The organism is Photobacterium phosphoreum (assembly GCF_002954725.1).
Classification (GTDB): Bacteria; Pseudomonadota; Gammaproteobacteria; order Enterobacterales; family Vibrionaceae; genus Photobacterium; species Photobacterium phosphoreum.
Window position 1 is genome coordinate 191,904 of record NZ_MSCQ01000002.1, and the last position, 16,885, is coordinate 208,788.

Sequence of the window (16,885 nt, forward strand, 5' to 3'; positions counted from 1 at the left end):
TTATGAGTGTTAACAAAATATCTGTGGAAAAAATAAGGCAGTTAAATGTTCTTGAAACAGGTTTACCTGATATAGCCTTTTCTTCTTTTGATACATTTCGATTAAAAGGAACAGAACTTATTTGGGTTAATAACGATTTGTTGAAAAAATATAATATTAATGGTTCAAAAGAAGAGATAGAAGAATTTTTATTAAATGAATATTCTTATGTGACATCAAATTATTTAAATTCTAATCGGTTAATTATTAATAATGTTAAAACTTTTTGGGCGGATCGCTATGGTTCTAGACATGAAGTTTGCAATGGGGGCAGTGCGCGTTGTGGATTTGATGGTGTTTTTCAAGTTAAGGGGATAGGTATAACACCGTTAGTTGCACAAAATATGAGTAAATCACATTCTCATGGAAAATTATTTTTAGATGAAGCAATTTCTGAAGCTATTTGGGGGGAAATTTGTCATCAACATTTACCTTTTGGATCAATTAGAACTTTAGCTATTATCAAAACAAATGTTCAAGAAGAGTTTTCATATTTAGATAATTGTCCTAAGAAACCATGTGCTTTAGCGATAAGGGAGTTTTCTATTCGTCCAGCACACTTTGAAAGAGCAACATTTTTTTGGCCCTTTCCTGAATATATTTCTTTAAGAAATGATGATACAGCTCGGGTGAAAGAGTGTATTAATTATTTACCGAGATCATTAGGTCTGAGTGATTCAATATTATCATCAAAAAAAGAGTTATTTGATTGTTTAAAAAACCTTGTACTTCGTATAGCAAAACAAATTGCATATTCTAGAGTAAAGGGAATACCACATGGATCTTTGACTAGTTCAAATATAGGCATTGATGGTCGTTTTCTTGATTTTGGAACTATTACTGCTGTTCCTGATTTTGGTAACTATGTTATTGCTGATGGTGTCGGTGCTGTTTGGGATGATCATTTATTAATTACACAGTGGTTGAAAAATTTATTTTTTAACATAAAAAAGTATTCATGTTTGAAAGATGATTTATCACGAAATGATATTAATACGTTAATTGATAATTTTATCAATGAATTGGATTATCAAGAAAATTATGCGATTTTAGAAGAGCTTGATGTTAAGAATAAAAGTGAAGATAACTTAATATTAGCAGATGAGGTGAAAAGAAGTTTGATATCTCGACATAGAAAAAATATTGGTGATTTTTGTGTGGATAAATTTAAAAGTAATATTATTAAACTAGCAAAAGAAAAAAAGTTGAAAATTGGTAATGTTAAGTTTGAACTTAGAAATTTTAAATACTCATCATTTACTATTTTGAATGATGAGTACTTAAGTAAGACAAAATACTCTAATGAATCAATTAAAATATTAATTGCCAAGTATTGTTAAGGTATCGTATCGTGTTTTATTTTATTGAGTTAACTTTAATAGTAATATCATCAATAACGTTGTTTACTACAATTGTATTATTCGTATTTTATAAGTATGGAAAAGAAAAAGAAAACTTAAATTTATTATCTTCAGTATCCATTTTTGTTCCTTATTATAACGAAGAAGCGGATATTTTATTGAGAACATTATCATATATAGAAAATCAAACATACCCATTGCTACTTGAGGTTTTAATAATAGATGATGGTTCAACGAATAATAGTACAAAAGTTATTGAACAATGGTTAAAAGCACCAAGGAATCAAAAATATTTGTTAATAAAAAAGAAAAATAATAATGGCCGTAAAGGTTTTGCGTTGGATTATGCTCTTAATTTAAATATAGCTACAGGAGATACTTATGTCATTGTTGATAGTGATACATTTATTGAACCAAATGGCATTAAAGCGTTAGTTAGTAAGTTATGGTCTGATGATAGATATGCAGCGGTATGCGGATATATTACTCCGAGCAATTATAAGGACAATTTTATTGGATTATTACAGCATTATGAGCATATCAGTTTTTATGGTGCGATAAGAGCCGCACAGGATAAATTAGGTTGCGTCCCTGTTTTAGCTGGCGCTTTTGTTGCTCATCGCGCATCAGTAGTTAAAGATCTTGGCGGTTGGAGTGAATGGTTGGTTGAGGATATTGCTTGGTGTTGGAAAGCAATATCGAATGGATATAAAACAGGGTATGCGCCAAAAGCAAAAGCTTCAACACAATGTCCAACTGATTCAAAAAGTTTATTTAATCAAAGACGAAGATGGGCAAGAGGGCGAGTAGAAGCGTATGTTGTCGCGTGGGAAACGCATTGGTTTGCTGGTTTTTGTTCAACCCCTTGGTTTGTTATTACAGCGTTACAATATATTTTTCCATCGAGTATGATTTTATTAGGGGTAATGGTGATATTTCATATTTGGATCCCTCTCCTTTTAGGTGGAATAAATATGATCTTTTATTTAATGCTTGTTCATTTATATATCAAAGAAAACAATTTACAACAGGAATTAACGACGAGTCAAATATTAAAGGCACCTTTGTTTTCATTAGTATTAGAGTCGATTACTTGGTTACCAAACCTTTTGGGATATATGGATGAAATATTAGGGAAAAAGAAAACATGGCTAACAAGGTAAATGATATTTTAGCCTTAAATGAGTGCAGTACTCTTTTACTGTAAAAATAAAAAGGAAACTATTATGTATAATTTAAATACAAATGAGATATTGCTGGTCGATGGTGGCGGTGATGGAGGTTCTTTAAAAGGGAAGATAGCTAAAGAGGTAATAAAATCTATCGGTAGCGATTATTTAATTAATAGCTTCGGTCGAGGTAATTATAATAATCATTCTGGTATTGGAATAGGTACAAGTCAAACTTATGGCAGAAATGGACTTTCTGTTGGTGGTCAGATGATGGGGGCTGGCCGTAGTTTTTAAAATTAAAACATATAAGGTAGGTGTATTTTACCTACCTTATAATATAAGGGTTGTTTTATGTTTATCTTAAACTGTAACTCTAACATCATGGTTTATATGGTTAAATCAATATTTTTGTGTGTTTTGACTGCATTTTTAATTGGTTTTATAACGTATTGTTTTTTTTATCCCATTATTGGTGAGGTAAGCTTAGAACGAGGTGATGGATATGTTGATTTCTTTGGTTCAATTATTTTGGCTCCTTTTTTTGAAACGCTGTTGCTCGTATTTTTTGTTTTTTTAACAAAAAAGCTAATATCAAATATGATGTTTGTTTCTTTGTTTGTTGCGCTTTTGTTTTCTATTATGCATTCAACAATATCTATATTATGGGGGGTGGTTGTTTTTTTTCCATTTTGTATTTATGTATTGTCGTATCAAGTTTGGTTATTTAAAAGTAACAAATATGGTTTTTTTACTAGTGCATCTATTCATGCAGGCGTGAATGCTACCTCTGTATTATTAAGTTCATTACTATTTAGTTGATTTTTTAATATTACACCTTGATTATGGTAAGTATATGTTTTTTAGTCTAAAAAATAAGTGTAACTATTTTTCAGTGAATTGGGCTTTAATGAATAACTGTAATTATAAATGCAGCTATTGTCATCCAGACTTAAATAGTGGATCAATTAAAGCGCCATCGTATGAAGTTGTGGTTCAGTTTGTAGAAAATATTAGTTCTCATGCCAAAAAGCTTGGTTTAACGCCTTATTTTGAGTTTGGAGGAGGGGAAGTAACTCTTTTACGTTATTTTAGTAAATTAATACAACTGATACATAAAAATGGTGGTTTAGTTTGTATTGTTTCAAATGGTTCAAAGTCTTTGTTATGGTGGCGAGAGAATGCTGAATATTTGAATGGTGTGAGTTTGAGTTACCATGTAAATGATATTAAGGATGAAGTTCATTTTTTGAAAGTTGCCAAAATATTAGAAAATTCGAATAATACTCGATTGCATATCAATGTGATGATGGATCCACATAAATTTAATGATTGTAATTCATTTGCTGAACGCTTAAAAAACAGGTTAAATGTTCAATTGCATTGCAACCTTTATTTGAAGGGTTTGGCAATGGTGCTATCACAAAAAAATATCAATACACCGATGTTCAAGAGTTATTGATGCAAAGTTTTAGAGGGCGACCAGACGGAAAAAATCTTCCAGAATCTAGTTCTTCTTTAGACATAGAATATACGGATGGCTCGAAAAAGACTGTTTCGACTTTTGATTTACTTATTAATGATCAAGTAAATTTCATTGGTTGGGATTGCTATGCAGGGGTTGAAAGCATAGTTATTACGTTTGCTGGTGAAATATATCGTGCATGGTGTATGCAAGATGGAACAATTGGTTCTATATATGATAAAGAAGTTATTTTACCGATAAAACCAACTCGTTGTCGTACTAAAATTTGTCAGTGTGGCGCAGATCTTTCTTCAACCAAAATTAATAAAAGTTTAGTTGAACAATTAAATAATCCTATTGCCGTAACGCAACTTCTTTAAGGGATTATAGCTATGGTTGCACGAGGGAAACATCTTTATCGACCAGAATATTTTGAAGCACAAAAAATAAGTAATGAAGGTCGTATTTTACTTAATACTTCCTTTAATCAAAATATTTATTTTGTGCTATCAATATTGGTATTGATAGCTGTTATTATTTTTATCTCTTTTGCCGAATATATAAGGCGAGAAACGTTAGTCGGTATTGTTAGTCCTATAGGTGGTATGGTTAAAGTTCAAGCTAATGATTCTGGCTTTGTAGAACAATTATTTGTCAAAGAAGGGGATCGTGTTGAAAGTATGACACCTCTTTATGAAATAAAAACAGAGAGGTTTGATGATACAGGTGTTGGTGTCAAAAAACGTATACTAGTATCTATTGAAAAGCAATATCAGCTTTTATTTGAACGTAAGAAACAAGAAATACAAAAGGCAGATTTTGAGCGAGAAGCGTTGACTGATGATATTAATAGATTAGATGACGAAGTTAGTATTTTACACAATGTATTAAAACTTTCAAATAGTGAACTTGAGCTTACCCGATCGTTATTTAATAAACAAAAACCATTATTTAATAAAAAATTCATATCAGAAGTTGAGTATCAAAAAAAACAACTTGAATTGTATTCTAAAGAGTCCCAAGTACAAATTCATAAATTAAATATTCAAAAATTAATAAGAGAAAAAGAAAAGCTCATATTTACGCTTAAAAGTACTGATATTAACTTGAGTCTTATGTTGAAAGATATTGATAAGCAACTTGAGGTTATTACACAGAATAAAGTGGAATTTATATCTCAGAGTGATAGTCAAGTTCTTTCTCCTATTAAAGGTGTAATAGCCTCAATACTTGCGGTTGAAGGACATTCTGTGAGTAATGGTCAGACTTTATTAGTTATTTCGCCTGACAGTGAAAAAGCATTTATCGAACTGTATGCCCCAAGTAGAAGTATTGGTTTTATAAAGGTTGGACAGAAAGTTAGATTGAGATTTGATGCATTTCCTTATGAAAAATTTGGGGTGCAGGCAGGGATTATTACTAGCATATCTAAATCAGCAATTGCAGCCGATATGATTTCAAATCACGGTTTGGTAAATAACACTGAAGTTGGAGGATTGTATCAAGTAAGGGTTGAACTATTGAAGCCAACAATAACGGTTTATGGGCGTGAAGAGCGTTTTGTTTCTGGTATGACTGTTATCGCTGATGTTGAACTTGATACTCGTAAAATATACGAATGGATGCTTGAGCCATTATATACAATCAAAGGGAAAGTTTAGTTCATGGAAATAAGAAATGAATTGGATTGGGGATGGGGAAATAAACTTTCTTTAGTGCGCCAAACTGAAAGCGCAGAATGTGGTGTTGCTTGTCTGGCAATGATCGCTGATTGGCATGGTTATAAAATAAGTTTAAGGAATTTGAGATCAAAGTTTGGTATTACACAGCATGGAATGTCATTTACTCGTCTTATTGAGTGTGCTGAGCTTTTAAAACTTTCAGGTAGAGCGGTGAGACTTGATTTAGATGAATTGCATCAGTTGAGTACACCTTGTATTTTGCACTGGAATTTAAATCATTTTGTTGTTCTTAAATCTGTAAAAGGAAATAAGGCTGTTATTCATGATCCTGCAAATGGTGCCGTTAATTTAACGCTTGCTGATGTGAACAAGCATTTTACTGGTATTGCTCTTGAGTTAACACCTACACATGAGTTTAAAAAAACAGATGAGAAAGAAAAAATAAGGCTATTCGAGCTTATTGGTAAAACAGTAGGTTTAAAATCTTCATTAATAAATATTTTTGGATTTGCTTTAGTGTTAGAAGTTCTTTCTCTATTACTTCCGATGCTAAATCAAATCGTTATTGATGAGGTCTTAGTAGGTTATGATGAAAATTTATTGGTATTGATTATACTCGCTATACTTCTTATTACAGCAACTCAAACATTAATAGGTTTAGCGAAGGAGTGGGCAACGATAACACTGTCAGTTAATTTTAATATGCAATGGACAGCAAATGTTTTTCATCATCTATTTCGTTTACCTATAGATTGGTTTGAAAAACGTGATATTGGTAGTATTAGTGCAAAATTTTCAGCTGTGAATGTTATTCAAAATACGTTAACAACCAGTCTCATTCAAGCATTGCTTGATGTTGTTTTGGTCGTAGGTACATTAACAGTGATGTTTTTATATAGTCCATTACTTTCGGTGATAGCGATTATTGCTGCTGGTATTTATGTGATATTACGTTTTGCATGGTTTGATACATTTAAAAGAGCAGAAGAAAATACGTGGGAAGCCAATACTAAAGAGGAAAGTTACTTTATAGAAACAGTACGTGGAGTATTAAGTCTTCGAGTTAATGGAACATTACCATGGCGAGAATCAGCATGGAAAAATTTAAATATTAATAGACGAAATGCACAGTTATATGAATTAAAGTTAGGGATGATATATAACACGATAAATATAACTACTATTAGTTTGGTTTCAGCAGCAGTGCTTTGGTTTGGTGCAAAGTTGGTTCTAAGCGGACAATTTACAATTGGGATGCTTGTTGCTTTTCTATCATATCAAGGACGTTTTTCAGGAAGTATTAGTTCATTAATAGATAAATATTTTGAATATAAAATGCTTTCTGTTTATAACGAGAGACTGGCAGATATTGTTCTTAATCAGAAAGAAGTAAACAATGATGATATAATTGCATCAACTAAATATAAACCAGACGGTGATGATATTTATTTGATTGATTTTTGTGACGTTTCATTTTCTTATGGCATAAATGAACCACTTTTATTGAATAACGCTTCATTTAACGTAAAGCATGGGGAGATCGTTGCTTTGATCGGCTCCTCTGGATGTGGAAAATCGACAATATCTAAATTATTACTTGGTATTTATAAACCGACAAAAGGTTGTATCCGTTTTTTTGGAAATTCCAATTTATCAATAAAAGAGATCCGAGGACGTATTGGTGCTGTACTTCAAGATGATCAATTATTTAGCGGTTCAATAATTGAAAATATTACTTTTTTTGGTTCGGAATTAGATGAAGAATGGTTAGTTGAATGCGCTCGAAAAGCAGGTGTACATGATGATATTGATCGATTGAACATGGGATATCATACTTTAATTGGCGAAATGGGGGCGAGTTTATCTGGAGGTCAAAAACAAAGAATACTCATTGCCCGAGCATTATATAAAAAACCAGAATTATTGATATTAGATGAAGCAACAAGTAGTTTAGATATTTATACAGAATCACTTGTTTGTCAGACTTTCAGAGATATAGGGATCCCTATTATTATGATTGCTCACCGACCAGAAACTATTGCATCTGCTGATAGAGTATTTTTATTACATGATGGTTCAATAAAGGAAGTACCTAATACATTTAGAGTAGGGTGACTTTATGTATATTTCAAAGAGAATACTGTGTTCAAAAAATGATTCAAAATTAACAGATATACAAGTGATGGAACGATATGCTCAATATTTTAACGCTAACTTTTGGGTTAGTTTTTCGGGTTGTCCATCTATTACGATGACACAAGTAAATGGCTCTGGTGTGATTTCAAATTTAGATATCAAAACAAATACAATAGATATTGATTCTGGTTGTTATATTGAATCAACAGAGCTTCCAGCCTTTCCTTCTGGTCCAACTAAATTGACATGTGTTGCATTAAGAGATGAAAAGTTTGGTCGAATTAGAATAGGGAAAAAATGCGTTCTCCAAGGAACATCTATCTGTTCATATAATTTAGTCGATATTGGTGACAGAGTTATCTTTGGTCCTAATGTGGTTATTATGGATTGTAGTGGACATGCAATTGAACGACGGGGGGATTCTGATGAATGGGAACGATTAAAAATATCACCTGTTTATATTGGGGATGATGCATGGTTAGGTTATGGCGTTATTGTATTACCAGGTGTTTCTATAGGTAAAAGATCTGTAATTGGTGCAGGTAGTGTAGTAAGTAAAGATATTCCTGATGACTGTGTAGCTGTGGGGAATCCTTGTATAGTTAAGCGTTTATTGATCCAATAGTGAATTTGACTCTGGAAATACTTTTCTGTTTTTAATCGCTTTATGAATAACACTATTCAGTGACTCAATAGCGTTCGTTGTATAAATTGCTTTTTTGATATCCTTTAGGTGTCTGAAAAACGTATTTAAATTCTCCCAATTATTTATCCATGACCTTGATATTTGAGGATATGAAGTGGTCAAGGAAATGGTTGGCAGTCTGGTGGGCAATATTACAGACAGACAAGACAATATGTAGGTGTGCTGTAATTGGTTTTGGTACTGGCTGGGGTGCTGCAGCTGGTTTAGGCTACTCTAAGTTGTAATAAATAATAAGACGAGATAAAAACGGAGGAAGAATATGATATGTCACAATGTCATATTCATTTAAAATGATGGAAATATGTCCTGTTTGTAAAAATAAAACAATTTCTTTATCAATGCGTTTAAAATCAATTAATGGGAAAATAAAGTGTCCATACTGTAAAAACAATTTTAATATTAAAATGAATTTTTTAGGAATTATTACACTTCCTTTATCAATTATTCTCTCGAGTGTTTTCATTAGAGAAAATAAGAATGATTTTAATTATGTTTATTTAATATCATTTTGGTTGATATATTTTATTATTTATAATTGTTTTTTTTGAAAGTTAGTATTAGGAAAAATAGTTAATCTAACTACTTTTTATTAAATGTTTTATTTGATACTGATTGGGTTATCATAAATGATGAGAATAGATCTGTTTCCAATATTATTAGATGTAGGGGATTTAAGGGTTAAAACTGTATTATAACTTGAATGCAAATGAGATATTGATGGTTGATGGTTGATGGTTGCGGAGATGGTGCGGGAACAAGTTACTTGTATTTAGTATTATAGAAGAGTATTGAAATTTTGGTGTTAGATCACGAACACTATGTTATGTGTTCGCGTAAATGTATAAGAATTAGTAGCATCATTATCTCTTCGAAATGATGGATAATTAGTATGAGGCTAAATCAATATTTACAAAAAATTGAACAAGGAAAGGTAATAAAGTTAGAGTGCTTTATTACTTATTTGCCTTTTTCAGATCCTCAACAATGGCGCGATATTTATCAGGCTGAGCGAGTTCGTGGTGGTTATCTTTTAGATATTATTGATGCCGAGAAACATCAAGCACTTTATAAAACGATTGCACAAGATCGAGTTGAGGCAGCCTATCAAGGTTCATCGCATGATTTCACGACCAGTTTTTCACATATTTTAGTGCTAAATCAATACTGTGAATCTCAAATTCCTTTTGTTGTTCTATCAACTCACTCTGGATTTAAATGTGCAGGAGAACTGATAGGTAAACAGGCTGTTATTATTGAAAATCAGGAAAATTTCTATCGCTATCAGGATTTTTTAGCTGCTATTGGTGTGCCTAACTATGCTGATGACTGTGATATATTATTGGGTGCCGGCAATCAGATTTGTCATGGGTTAAATAGGAATTTTCTTGCAACTTATGATGTTATTTATTGCGCTCAAGATCTTGACCTTGGCGGTTTAACTATTTTTCAAACTTTAAGAAAAACACTTCCTCAATGTTCTTGGTTAGCACCTAATGATTGGGCTACTTATAGACAACAATTTAAGTTACCCCCTAAAAATGCAGCTCAATTAGCTAAAGCAATTCAGCTTGCTCGTGATTTGGGTCTATCTCAAGAAGCAGACATTATGAATCAAACCCGTGCTTTTTTAGAACAAGAAGCGTTACTTCCGGTATTTTTTCAGGATTAAATTATGCAAAATGATGCTATTGATAATTTGTTGATCAGTATTTCTCGTTTCGTCGCGGTGGATTCTGCTGGTGTTGCTATTACTGAGATAGATCTTCGAGATGGGGGCATACTCATTGGAGGTGGTAATATTGGCAAAACATCGTTGTTGAATGCTATTCGGTTATTTTTATTGCCAGAAGAAAATTTTAAAAATTCCAAAAAGAAATTTGGCTTTGCTGATAAAGAAGGAAAATTCTATTCTGATGATGAAAGTTTTGAACATTATTTTCCTAGTAATAGCAGCTTTTTAATTCTTGAGTGTGATAACTATTTAGGGGGGCCTTTACCTCACTGTCAGATCCTCTATCGCGGTAGTTCTGAAAAGTTTGATTATCGACGGATGTTTACTTCTTTACGTTATGGCCAAATTCGTCATTTATTTTGGAATGATAATAGTGGCGATGATGGTATTGGTGGGCGCGTCGATGGTTTAAGCCCAGCAAAAGTACAAGCATTCCTTAAGCGTGAGGACAAATATTTTAAGACATTGATGCGCGCAACAGCGATTAAAGAAGTGATATACGCTAATCAATTGCTTGATATTGATGCTATGCGCTTTTGTTTATTTCCACTAAAAGAAACTGATGATGCTAATGTTGGTGCATTTCGAGCGCTGGTTCGATTATTGTTTGATATGAAAACCGGATCTGACACGGTTAGATTGGCTGTTGCCAATATTATTGAATCACAGAAAAAAGAACGCAAAGATACACTTAATTTCGATATTGATGCTTTTATTGAGCATAATAATAATTTATCTCGCAGTGAACGTTTACTTAAACATATTCATAGCTTAAAGCCTAATTTTGATAAATTGGTAGCCAGTTATGAATCGCTCATTTTAAATAAAAGTGCTGAAGATGATCTTATGCAGTATGCGATGATGCTACAAGATCGTATTAGTAAAGAACATGTTGATCTTGGTATTGAAGATACATTACGGCAATCGATAGAAGGTCGTGTTAAAACGCTTAACCATGATATTTTGCAAACCCAAAAACAACAACAAGAGCTTCATGGTTCGAGGAATCAATTAGAACGCCTGCAAAAGCAGCTTGATGATAAATTACAGAAAACTCAACTTGTTATTAACCAATATAATGAAAGTGAAACTATTGAGTCTATTATAGTTGGGCATCGAGAGCATCTAGCGGATAAACAGCAGGAATTAGAATTCAAGCAAGATGTACAGAAACGTCAAGATGAGTTATTAAACCTCAATAAAGAAATAGCGCAGCTTAAAGAGCGAGAGTTGTGTTATCAAACGTCGATAGATAATCAACAATATAAGCTTTTTAATCAATTAGCTGAACCGGTATGGTTAAAATTTTCCGCTATAAATATAGAAGTTGCAGAAGCTAATCCAAATCGAGAATTAACATCATCTGAGATTGAAAAGATCATTGCTTTTACTGATCTTATGGTTTCTCATCAAGATGGTTTTGATCTCTTTGGTGTAAAACTTAATGCTATTACGGTTGATCAACGTGAATCTGATCAAATACGGTTAAATAAAGTACGCGAACAATTACAAATTAAACAACGGCAAGCAAATAATATTATCGCGATAGATAAAGAAAGTCGTATTGAACAGATTCGCACAATTTCTACATTGACAACTGAAATTAAACGTACTGAAGCTGACATTGAGTTATTGATGGCATTTACGTCATGTCGTCAGCAGTTAAAAGAAGTGTGTAGCGAGCTAGAAATATTAGAAAATAAGCAACAAAAATTAATACAGCAACAGCAAAGTCAACAGCAAGTAGTTAATGAAGAAAAACAGAAACTCGCGTTACAACAAGAAAAAGTAACGCAATTAAATATGCATTTTTCCCAATTAAAAGAGTACCAATCTTCCGCTCATTCATTGCTTGAAGCACATAATTTACCTACTCGAAATTTTTCAGTAATGCCAAATCTAACTTTAGCGTTAACGGAAGAGGTATTGCATAAGTATAGTGATAATTTACGTAAAAAATATGCAGCTAGAACAGAGGTTACTGAGAGAATCCATGATTTTGTTCGCGAACAAGTCTTAGAAAATGACGATAAGATTATGCATTCTTTTGTTGCTGAGGATGTATTAGCTCATGCTTTTGGACAATTGCAATCTCGATATCAAGGTTTGGATGATGAATTTGATATTTTGCGTAAACACTTTATAGAGCATAAACATTCTATTCATAGCATCATTAATGAGTTGAAAAATAATCGCGAAATGGTACGACAGTTTGAGCAAAGTATTAATCGCGCATTTTCTGGCGTGTCTATTAATGATCTGATTCAGGTTGAAGCATCAATTAAAGTAGAGCCAAGATTTAATGATCTTGTTGCTGAAATAGAACATTTGGATACGCATTCAGATCAAAAAGCATCTGAACAATTTATTGAGCGCTTAAAAGCGTTTAGTCAAAAATTCTTTCCTGATGGTAAAGCGGCGTTATTAACAATGGAGCAGATCGTGTCAGGCGTTGCTTATCGTGTGATAAAGCAGGGGCAAAATGGATGGGAAAGTAAATCACAATCGACTTCTACCATTATGCTGATAAATCTTAAATTAGTTGAAATTTTATTAGGAAGATTGCGAAATAGTGCCTGTATGACGCATTTCCCATTAATTATCGACGAAGGGGCTTCTGTTGATAGTTCGCAGTTTGATTGGTTATTGCCTAATTTGAAGCTGGCTGGATTTCGAGTATTAAGTGCATCGACCAACTCAGCATCAAGTGAGATTATTTTCAAATTTGGTCAACATTTTCGTTTAGATGCTATGCGTACTGCAACACCTTATCACCCAGCTCGAACGATTGCTTTTACTGGTATGCCAGATTGTTTTTACTCAAAAGGGAGCTTACTTGATAGAGAACAGTTAGATATGTTTGGAGAGGCTGATGAGTGATCAAAGATTACTGACGATTCCAACATTTTCTATTATGTTAGAACACCATACGATCATGCGCGATGTGATTCGCGAGATGGATGAAGAGGGTGAACCTTATATTCGAGAAGCGAGATTTATAAGTTGTCTTCATCGTCATATACAAAATGTTGGGAAAGATAAGCGTAAACAGCTTAGTACTGCATTCTCAACAGAGAATTTATTAGCTGCTCATATTTTAGTAGATAAAGATGAGTTTGGTGGTGAAAGCCGATTGATTTTTGATCGTTCTGTTATTGGTGTTTTTCGACTTTTTGATCGAAGTTTATTTCAAGATCTAACTGATGTAGCGCTTAAGGTCCAATTAGTCGGGGTAAGGCTTTTACTTTCTCAATTAGAATCAGAGGCTCTATTATTTAGTGATACTGATCTAGATTATAAAGAACTGATGGATGAGCTATTTCGTCGTTTAAGTGAGTTACTTAATAGTATTCGTCTCAATTTAGTGAAAATGCAAGAAATTAATCAAGAGCTTAGTGATGCAAGTGAGCATGCTGCAAAAACGGATAATCCTCACGTTTTTGCCTTACTACAACAAGAATCAATCGGTAAGATATCTCGTTTATTATCGCGACATATATTACCAACTCGACAGTTTTTAGATGAAAAAAGTCGGCTACAAGATGGGCGAAATCTATTTGAATGCTTACAAATGTTTCGTCGGCTGTTTGAACGGCATCAAGATCATCAACGTGCGTTGGCAATGTTGAGGTATGAGATAACGTTTAATAGTTTTCATTCACAAATGAGTAAAGTTTCCCATTCTGTTGATCAATTTTTAGCGCGATCTAAAAAGCGCCTTAGACAGTTTAATGCTATTGAGGCTGCATTTGGTGAATTAACATGCGCTCTTGATGCCACCCAACAAAATCTTAAGCGTAGTTTAATTGATAGCGAATTTGCTCGAAATAATGGCTCATTTATGGGGTTAATGCAGCAAGCAAGGCCAAAAGTTTTACGTATTAGCCGCTCAGAGGCTTATTTAAATAACGTTATTAGTGATATTGAGGCTCGAGTAGCTGATCTGGGCGTACTTAAACAACATCGTTACGCTCAGTTAGTAAGTTCAAAAGATGATTCAACAGAATGTCGACTCGCTCGTGCGGAGCAAATCTTTGATTTAGTTAAACAGATGAAAATGTCTGAATATCAAGATCTAACGTTTGCTTTACATCGAAGATTAAGTGACAACATAACAGATTATCACTTCATTGATTTGCTCGAGGGCCTTAATTTTTTACTATGTAATCATGACATGTTAGATGGCCATAAGTTAAAAACAACCAATATGCGAAATCGTCTTGCACAAGATGAAATCATCTATTTATATAGAAAAATCAGAACCGAGAGAGTAATTTTATGACTGTTTCTTTTTCACAAATTAATATGCTAAAAAGCCAGAAGATTTATGCTACTTTTGTCAATGGCAAGGTTATTACTAAGCAATTTTATGATATTTATCAGCAGTCGTTTATTGAAAATACGCTTTATACTGAATTGTTTAATAATTTAGACCATTTTACTCAATTATATCAACATATTGGTTATTATCTGAATTTTAATGTTGAGGGTGAGTTTTTCTATATTAGTCGTAGTGAAGTAGAAGAGGATGCTGATACGAACGCGACTAAAATCCAAGCTATTCTGCTTATGATTGCTCGATATTGGGTAGATAAAGGTTTTGATCTTGATGATTTGGCAACGCCAGTTATTGGCCTGAATCGATCGGCGTTAGATGATATTGCAGATCAAGCGATTTATAACGATATAAGAAAAGCATTAGGAATCGAAACGTGGGATAAAGCGATGACGTATTTAATGGATCGTAACTTTCTTTATCTTTGTGGTGATAAACATTACATTTTAAGTTCTGCTGGCGTGTATTTCTTAAATCGACATGTTGAAAAATATTCAGAAGAATCATTATAAAAACAATCAAAAAGCTAACATCGCTGTTAGCTTTTTAGATTCATCCCATTTAACCTGACTTAAAAATCGGCATCAACTTCAAACACCATTGGCTCGCCAGTGACAGGGTGGGTTAGGCCAAGATATTGGGCATGCAGATGTAAGCGGTTTGATTTTTGACCGTATAAGTCATCACCGACAATCGGCATATTCATACCGTTTTGGTGGGCTGAGTGAATGCGTAGTTGGTGAGTTCGGCCTGTTTTCGGGTAATAATAAACCTTGGTTTTACCGTCTTTACGTTCGAGAACCTGCCATTTTGTGAGTGCGGGTTTGCCGTATTCGTAACAGACTAACTGGCGTGGGCGATCGTCTAAATCAACCCGCATTGGTAAGTTAATCTCACCGTGATCTTGCTCCGCAATACCATCGAGTAATGCCACGTAACGCTTTTCTGCGGTGCGGTTAATAAACTGTTTTTGCAAGGCTTTGTGAGCGTCTTTGGTTAATGCAATTACGATCAATCCTGATGTCGACATATCTAAACGATGTACGATCAGAGGGCTATCACTGTCAGGGAACATCGTTTGCATACGGCTGTAAACTGAATCGGTGATGGTTTTGCCTGGGACTGATAGAAACTCTGCGGGTTTATTGATAACAATCATCGCATCATCTTGATAAACAATTTCTAGTTCTTTGCCTTCGGCTGGGTTTTGTAATAACGGGTTAGCATCAATGTCTAGTCCAGCTAGCATATGCTGTAAAATCGGTTCGCATTTGTTTTTGCACGCTTCATAAAAGTATTTATGTTTGCGAATGTGTGCTGGTGGAGATGCTCCCCACCAAAATTTAGCCATCGCTAACGGTGTTAGATCCTGCTTAAAAGCATACTGTAGCAATTTGACTGCTGCACAATCTCCAGCACCTTGTGGTGGCGTTTGATCAATAAACAACGCATTGAGATCTTTTGTTTCACCAGCTTGATTTAAGAATTGATATTGCGCGTAACGGTGTTGTTGTAATAATGCCGTAACGGTTTTATATTCTGCTTTTAGTAGGGTAAGCGCATCGGTATCAGCTTGTAATTGCTCGCTAATATCGGTGAGTGTTTGTGTCCATTGCTGGCGAATTGCTTTTTGTTGATGCTTATCAAATGCACTTTCACGGGCTAAACGATGGAATTCTTGGGTCATAAATTCGCTATCGTTACTTTGCTCGGCAGCTGTGCGTTGTAATTTACGCTGTTTACGTTGCTCTATCATTTGTAACCGAAATGATTCAGAGGCTAACTCTGCTTGATCTTGGGCTGTCTGGTATTGATGTTGCAATATAATGTAGCTTGGCTTGGATTCAATCGCGGTTATTTTAGTGCTAACGTCATCAATCAATGCTTGATGACCCTTGATCGCAGGATCGATATTTTGATCATCAAACACGGGGGGAACAAAATGCGCTAGGTGTGCAAGATTGGCAATCTTTCCTGAAAATGCAGATAAATAACCGATCTCACCCTGCTGGTTTTGAACTAATAAAACCCCAAACATATGACCAATCGCATCATCATTGTCCAAACCAAAATTATGCTGCCACTGATTTTGGGTTGCGATATGTTGTTGTAATTCTTGAGCGGCTAACACACATAATGGATGTGGTGTGTAGCAAAATGGAAAAGTAAAGCGCTCAGGTAATGGTAGCGTATCAATCGCAGTGATGAAGCGGGTAAAGGTGTTGTTAGATGAATGCATGATGTTATCTATTGCGAACA

14 protein-coding genes and 1 pseudogene are annotated in these 16,885 nt (G+C 33.9%); 13 read left to right on the forward strand and 2 right to left on the reverse strand.

Going from position 1 to position 16,885, the window contains the following annotated elements:
* Nucleotides 1-2: 2 nt before the first annotated feature.
* From BTO21_RS12990 to BTO21_RS13025, 9 genes are all read left to right on the forward strand, one after another.
* Nucleotides 3-1,379, forward strand: a complete 1,377-nt coding sequence (locus tag BTO21_RS12990) for a protein adenylyltransferase SelO family protein (RefSeq protein ID WP_105026845.1) — start codon at nt 3-5, stop codon at nt 1,377-1,379.
* An 11-nt stretch (nt 1,380-1,390) separates the two neighbouring features.
* Entirely contained in the window at nt 1,391-2,563 is a 1,173-nt protein-coding gene (locus BTO21_RS12995; protein WP_045029989.1) for a glycosyltransferase family 2 protein, read from the forward strand.
* Between the two features lie 63 nt (nt 2,564-2,626).
* On the forward strand, nt 2,627-2,866 hold the full coding sequence (locus BTO21_RS13000; protein WP_045029987.1) for a hypothetical protein: 240 nt from the start codon (nt 2,627-2,629) through the stop codon (nt 2,864-2,866).
* 57 nt (nt 2,867-2,923) lie between these two features.
* Nucleotides 2,924-3,391 (forward strand): hypothetical protein, encoded by a 468-nt coding sequence (locus tag BTO21_RS13005; protein WP_065194117.1) that lies wholly within the window; start codon nt 2,924-2,926, stop codon nt 3,389-3,391.
* Nucleotides 3,392-3,425: 34 nt separating this feature from the next.
* Nucleotides 3,426-4,031: a radical SAM protein gene (locus BTO21_RS20255; protein WP_239998022.1), complete on the forward strand. Its 606-nt coding sequence runs from the start codon at nt 3,426-3,428 to the stop codon at nt 4,029-4,031.
* Nucleotides 4,031-4,414 carry a hypothetical protein gene (locus BTO21_RS20260; RefSeq protein ID WP_239998019.1) on the forward strand — a complete coding sequence of 128 codons (384 nt, stop codon included), beginning with the start codon at nt 4,031-4,033 and terminating at the stop codon, nt 4,412-4,414. Before BTO21_RS20255 ends, BTO21_RS20260 begins: the two co-directional genes overlap by 1 nt.
* A 12-nt stretch (nt 4,415-4,426) precedes the next feature.
* A complete protein-coding gene (locus tag BTO21_RS13015) occupies nt 4,427-5,695 on the forward strand; it encodes an HlyD family secretion protein (RefSeq protein WP_105026846.1) in 1,269 nt (422 codons plus the stop codon).
* 3 nt (nt 5,696-5,698) lie between these two features.
* On the forward strand, nt 5,699-7,831 hold the full coding sequence (locus BTO21_RS13020) for a peptidase domain-containing ABC transporter (RefSeq protein WP_105026847.1): 2,133 nt from the start codon (nt 5,699-5,701) through the stop codon (nt 7,829-7,831).
* A gap of 4 nt (nt 7,832-7,835) precedes the next feature.
* Nucleotides 7,836-8,477, forward strand: coding sequence for a DapH/DapD/GlmU-related protein (locus BTO21_RS13025; protein WP_045029986.1), 642 nt, complete (start codon nt 7,836-7,838; stop codon nt 8,475-8,477).
* Here the strand turns inward: BTO21_RS13025 and BTO21_RS13030 are convergent.
* A pseudogene (locus BTO21_RS13030) lies at nt 8,475-8,648 on the reverse strand (transposase); the annotation flags it as partial. The gene BTO21_RS13025 and the pseudogene BTO21_RS13030 overlap by 3 nt on opposite strands.
* Before the next feature lie 799 nt (nt 8,649-9,447).
* Here BTO21_RS13030 and BTO21_RS13035 point away from each other — a divergent pair.
* Genes BTO21_RS13035 through BTO21_RS13050 form a run of 4 tightly spaced genes read left to right on the forward strand, consistent with a single transcriptional unit; the run spans nt 9,448 to nt 15,138 of the window.
* Nucleotides 9,448-10,227, forward strand: coding sequence for a Wadjet anti-phage system protein JetD domain-containing protein (locus BTO21_RS13035; RefSeq protein WP_105026848.1), 780 nt, complete (start codon nt 9,448-9,450; stop codon nt 10,225-10,227).
* 3 nt (nt 10,228-10,230) lie between these two features.
* On the forward strand, nt 10,231-13,170 hold the full coding sequence (locus tag BTO21_RS13040) for a sbcc family protein (protein ID WP_045029984.1): 2,940 nt from the start codon (nt 10,231-10,233) through the stop codon (nt 13,168-13,170).
* Entirely contained in the window at nt 13,163-14,572 is a 1,410-nt protein-coding gene (locus BTO21_RS13045) for a hypothetical protein (protein ID WP_105026849.1), read from the forward strand. The genes BTO21_RS13040 and BTO21_RS13045 overlap by 8 nt, the downstream gene beginning before the upstream one ends.
* Complete coding sequence (locus BTO21_RS13050; RefSeq protein WP_045029982.1) at nt 14,569-15,138, forward strand: condensin complex protein MksE; 570 nt, start codon at nt 14,569-14,571, stop codon at nt 15,136-15,138. The genes BTO21_RS13045 and BTO21_RS13050 overlap by 4 nt, the downstream gene beginning before the upstream one ends.
* 59 nt (nt 15,139-15,197) lie before the next feature.
* Here the strand turns inward: BTO21_RS13050 and BTO21_RS13055 are convergent, their stop codons facing one another.
* Nucleotides 15,198-16,865, reverse strand: a complete 1,668-nt coding sequence (locus BTO21_RS13055; RefSeq protein WP_045029981.1) for an RluA family pseudouridine synthase — start codon at nt 16,863-16,865, stop codon at nt 15,198-15,200.
* Nucleotides 16,866-16,885 lie beyond the last annotated feature (20 nt).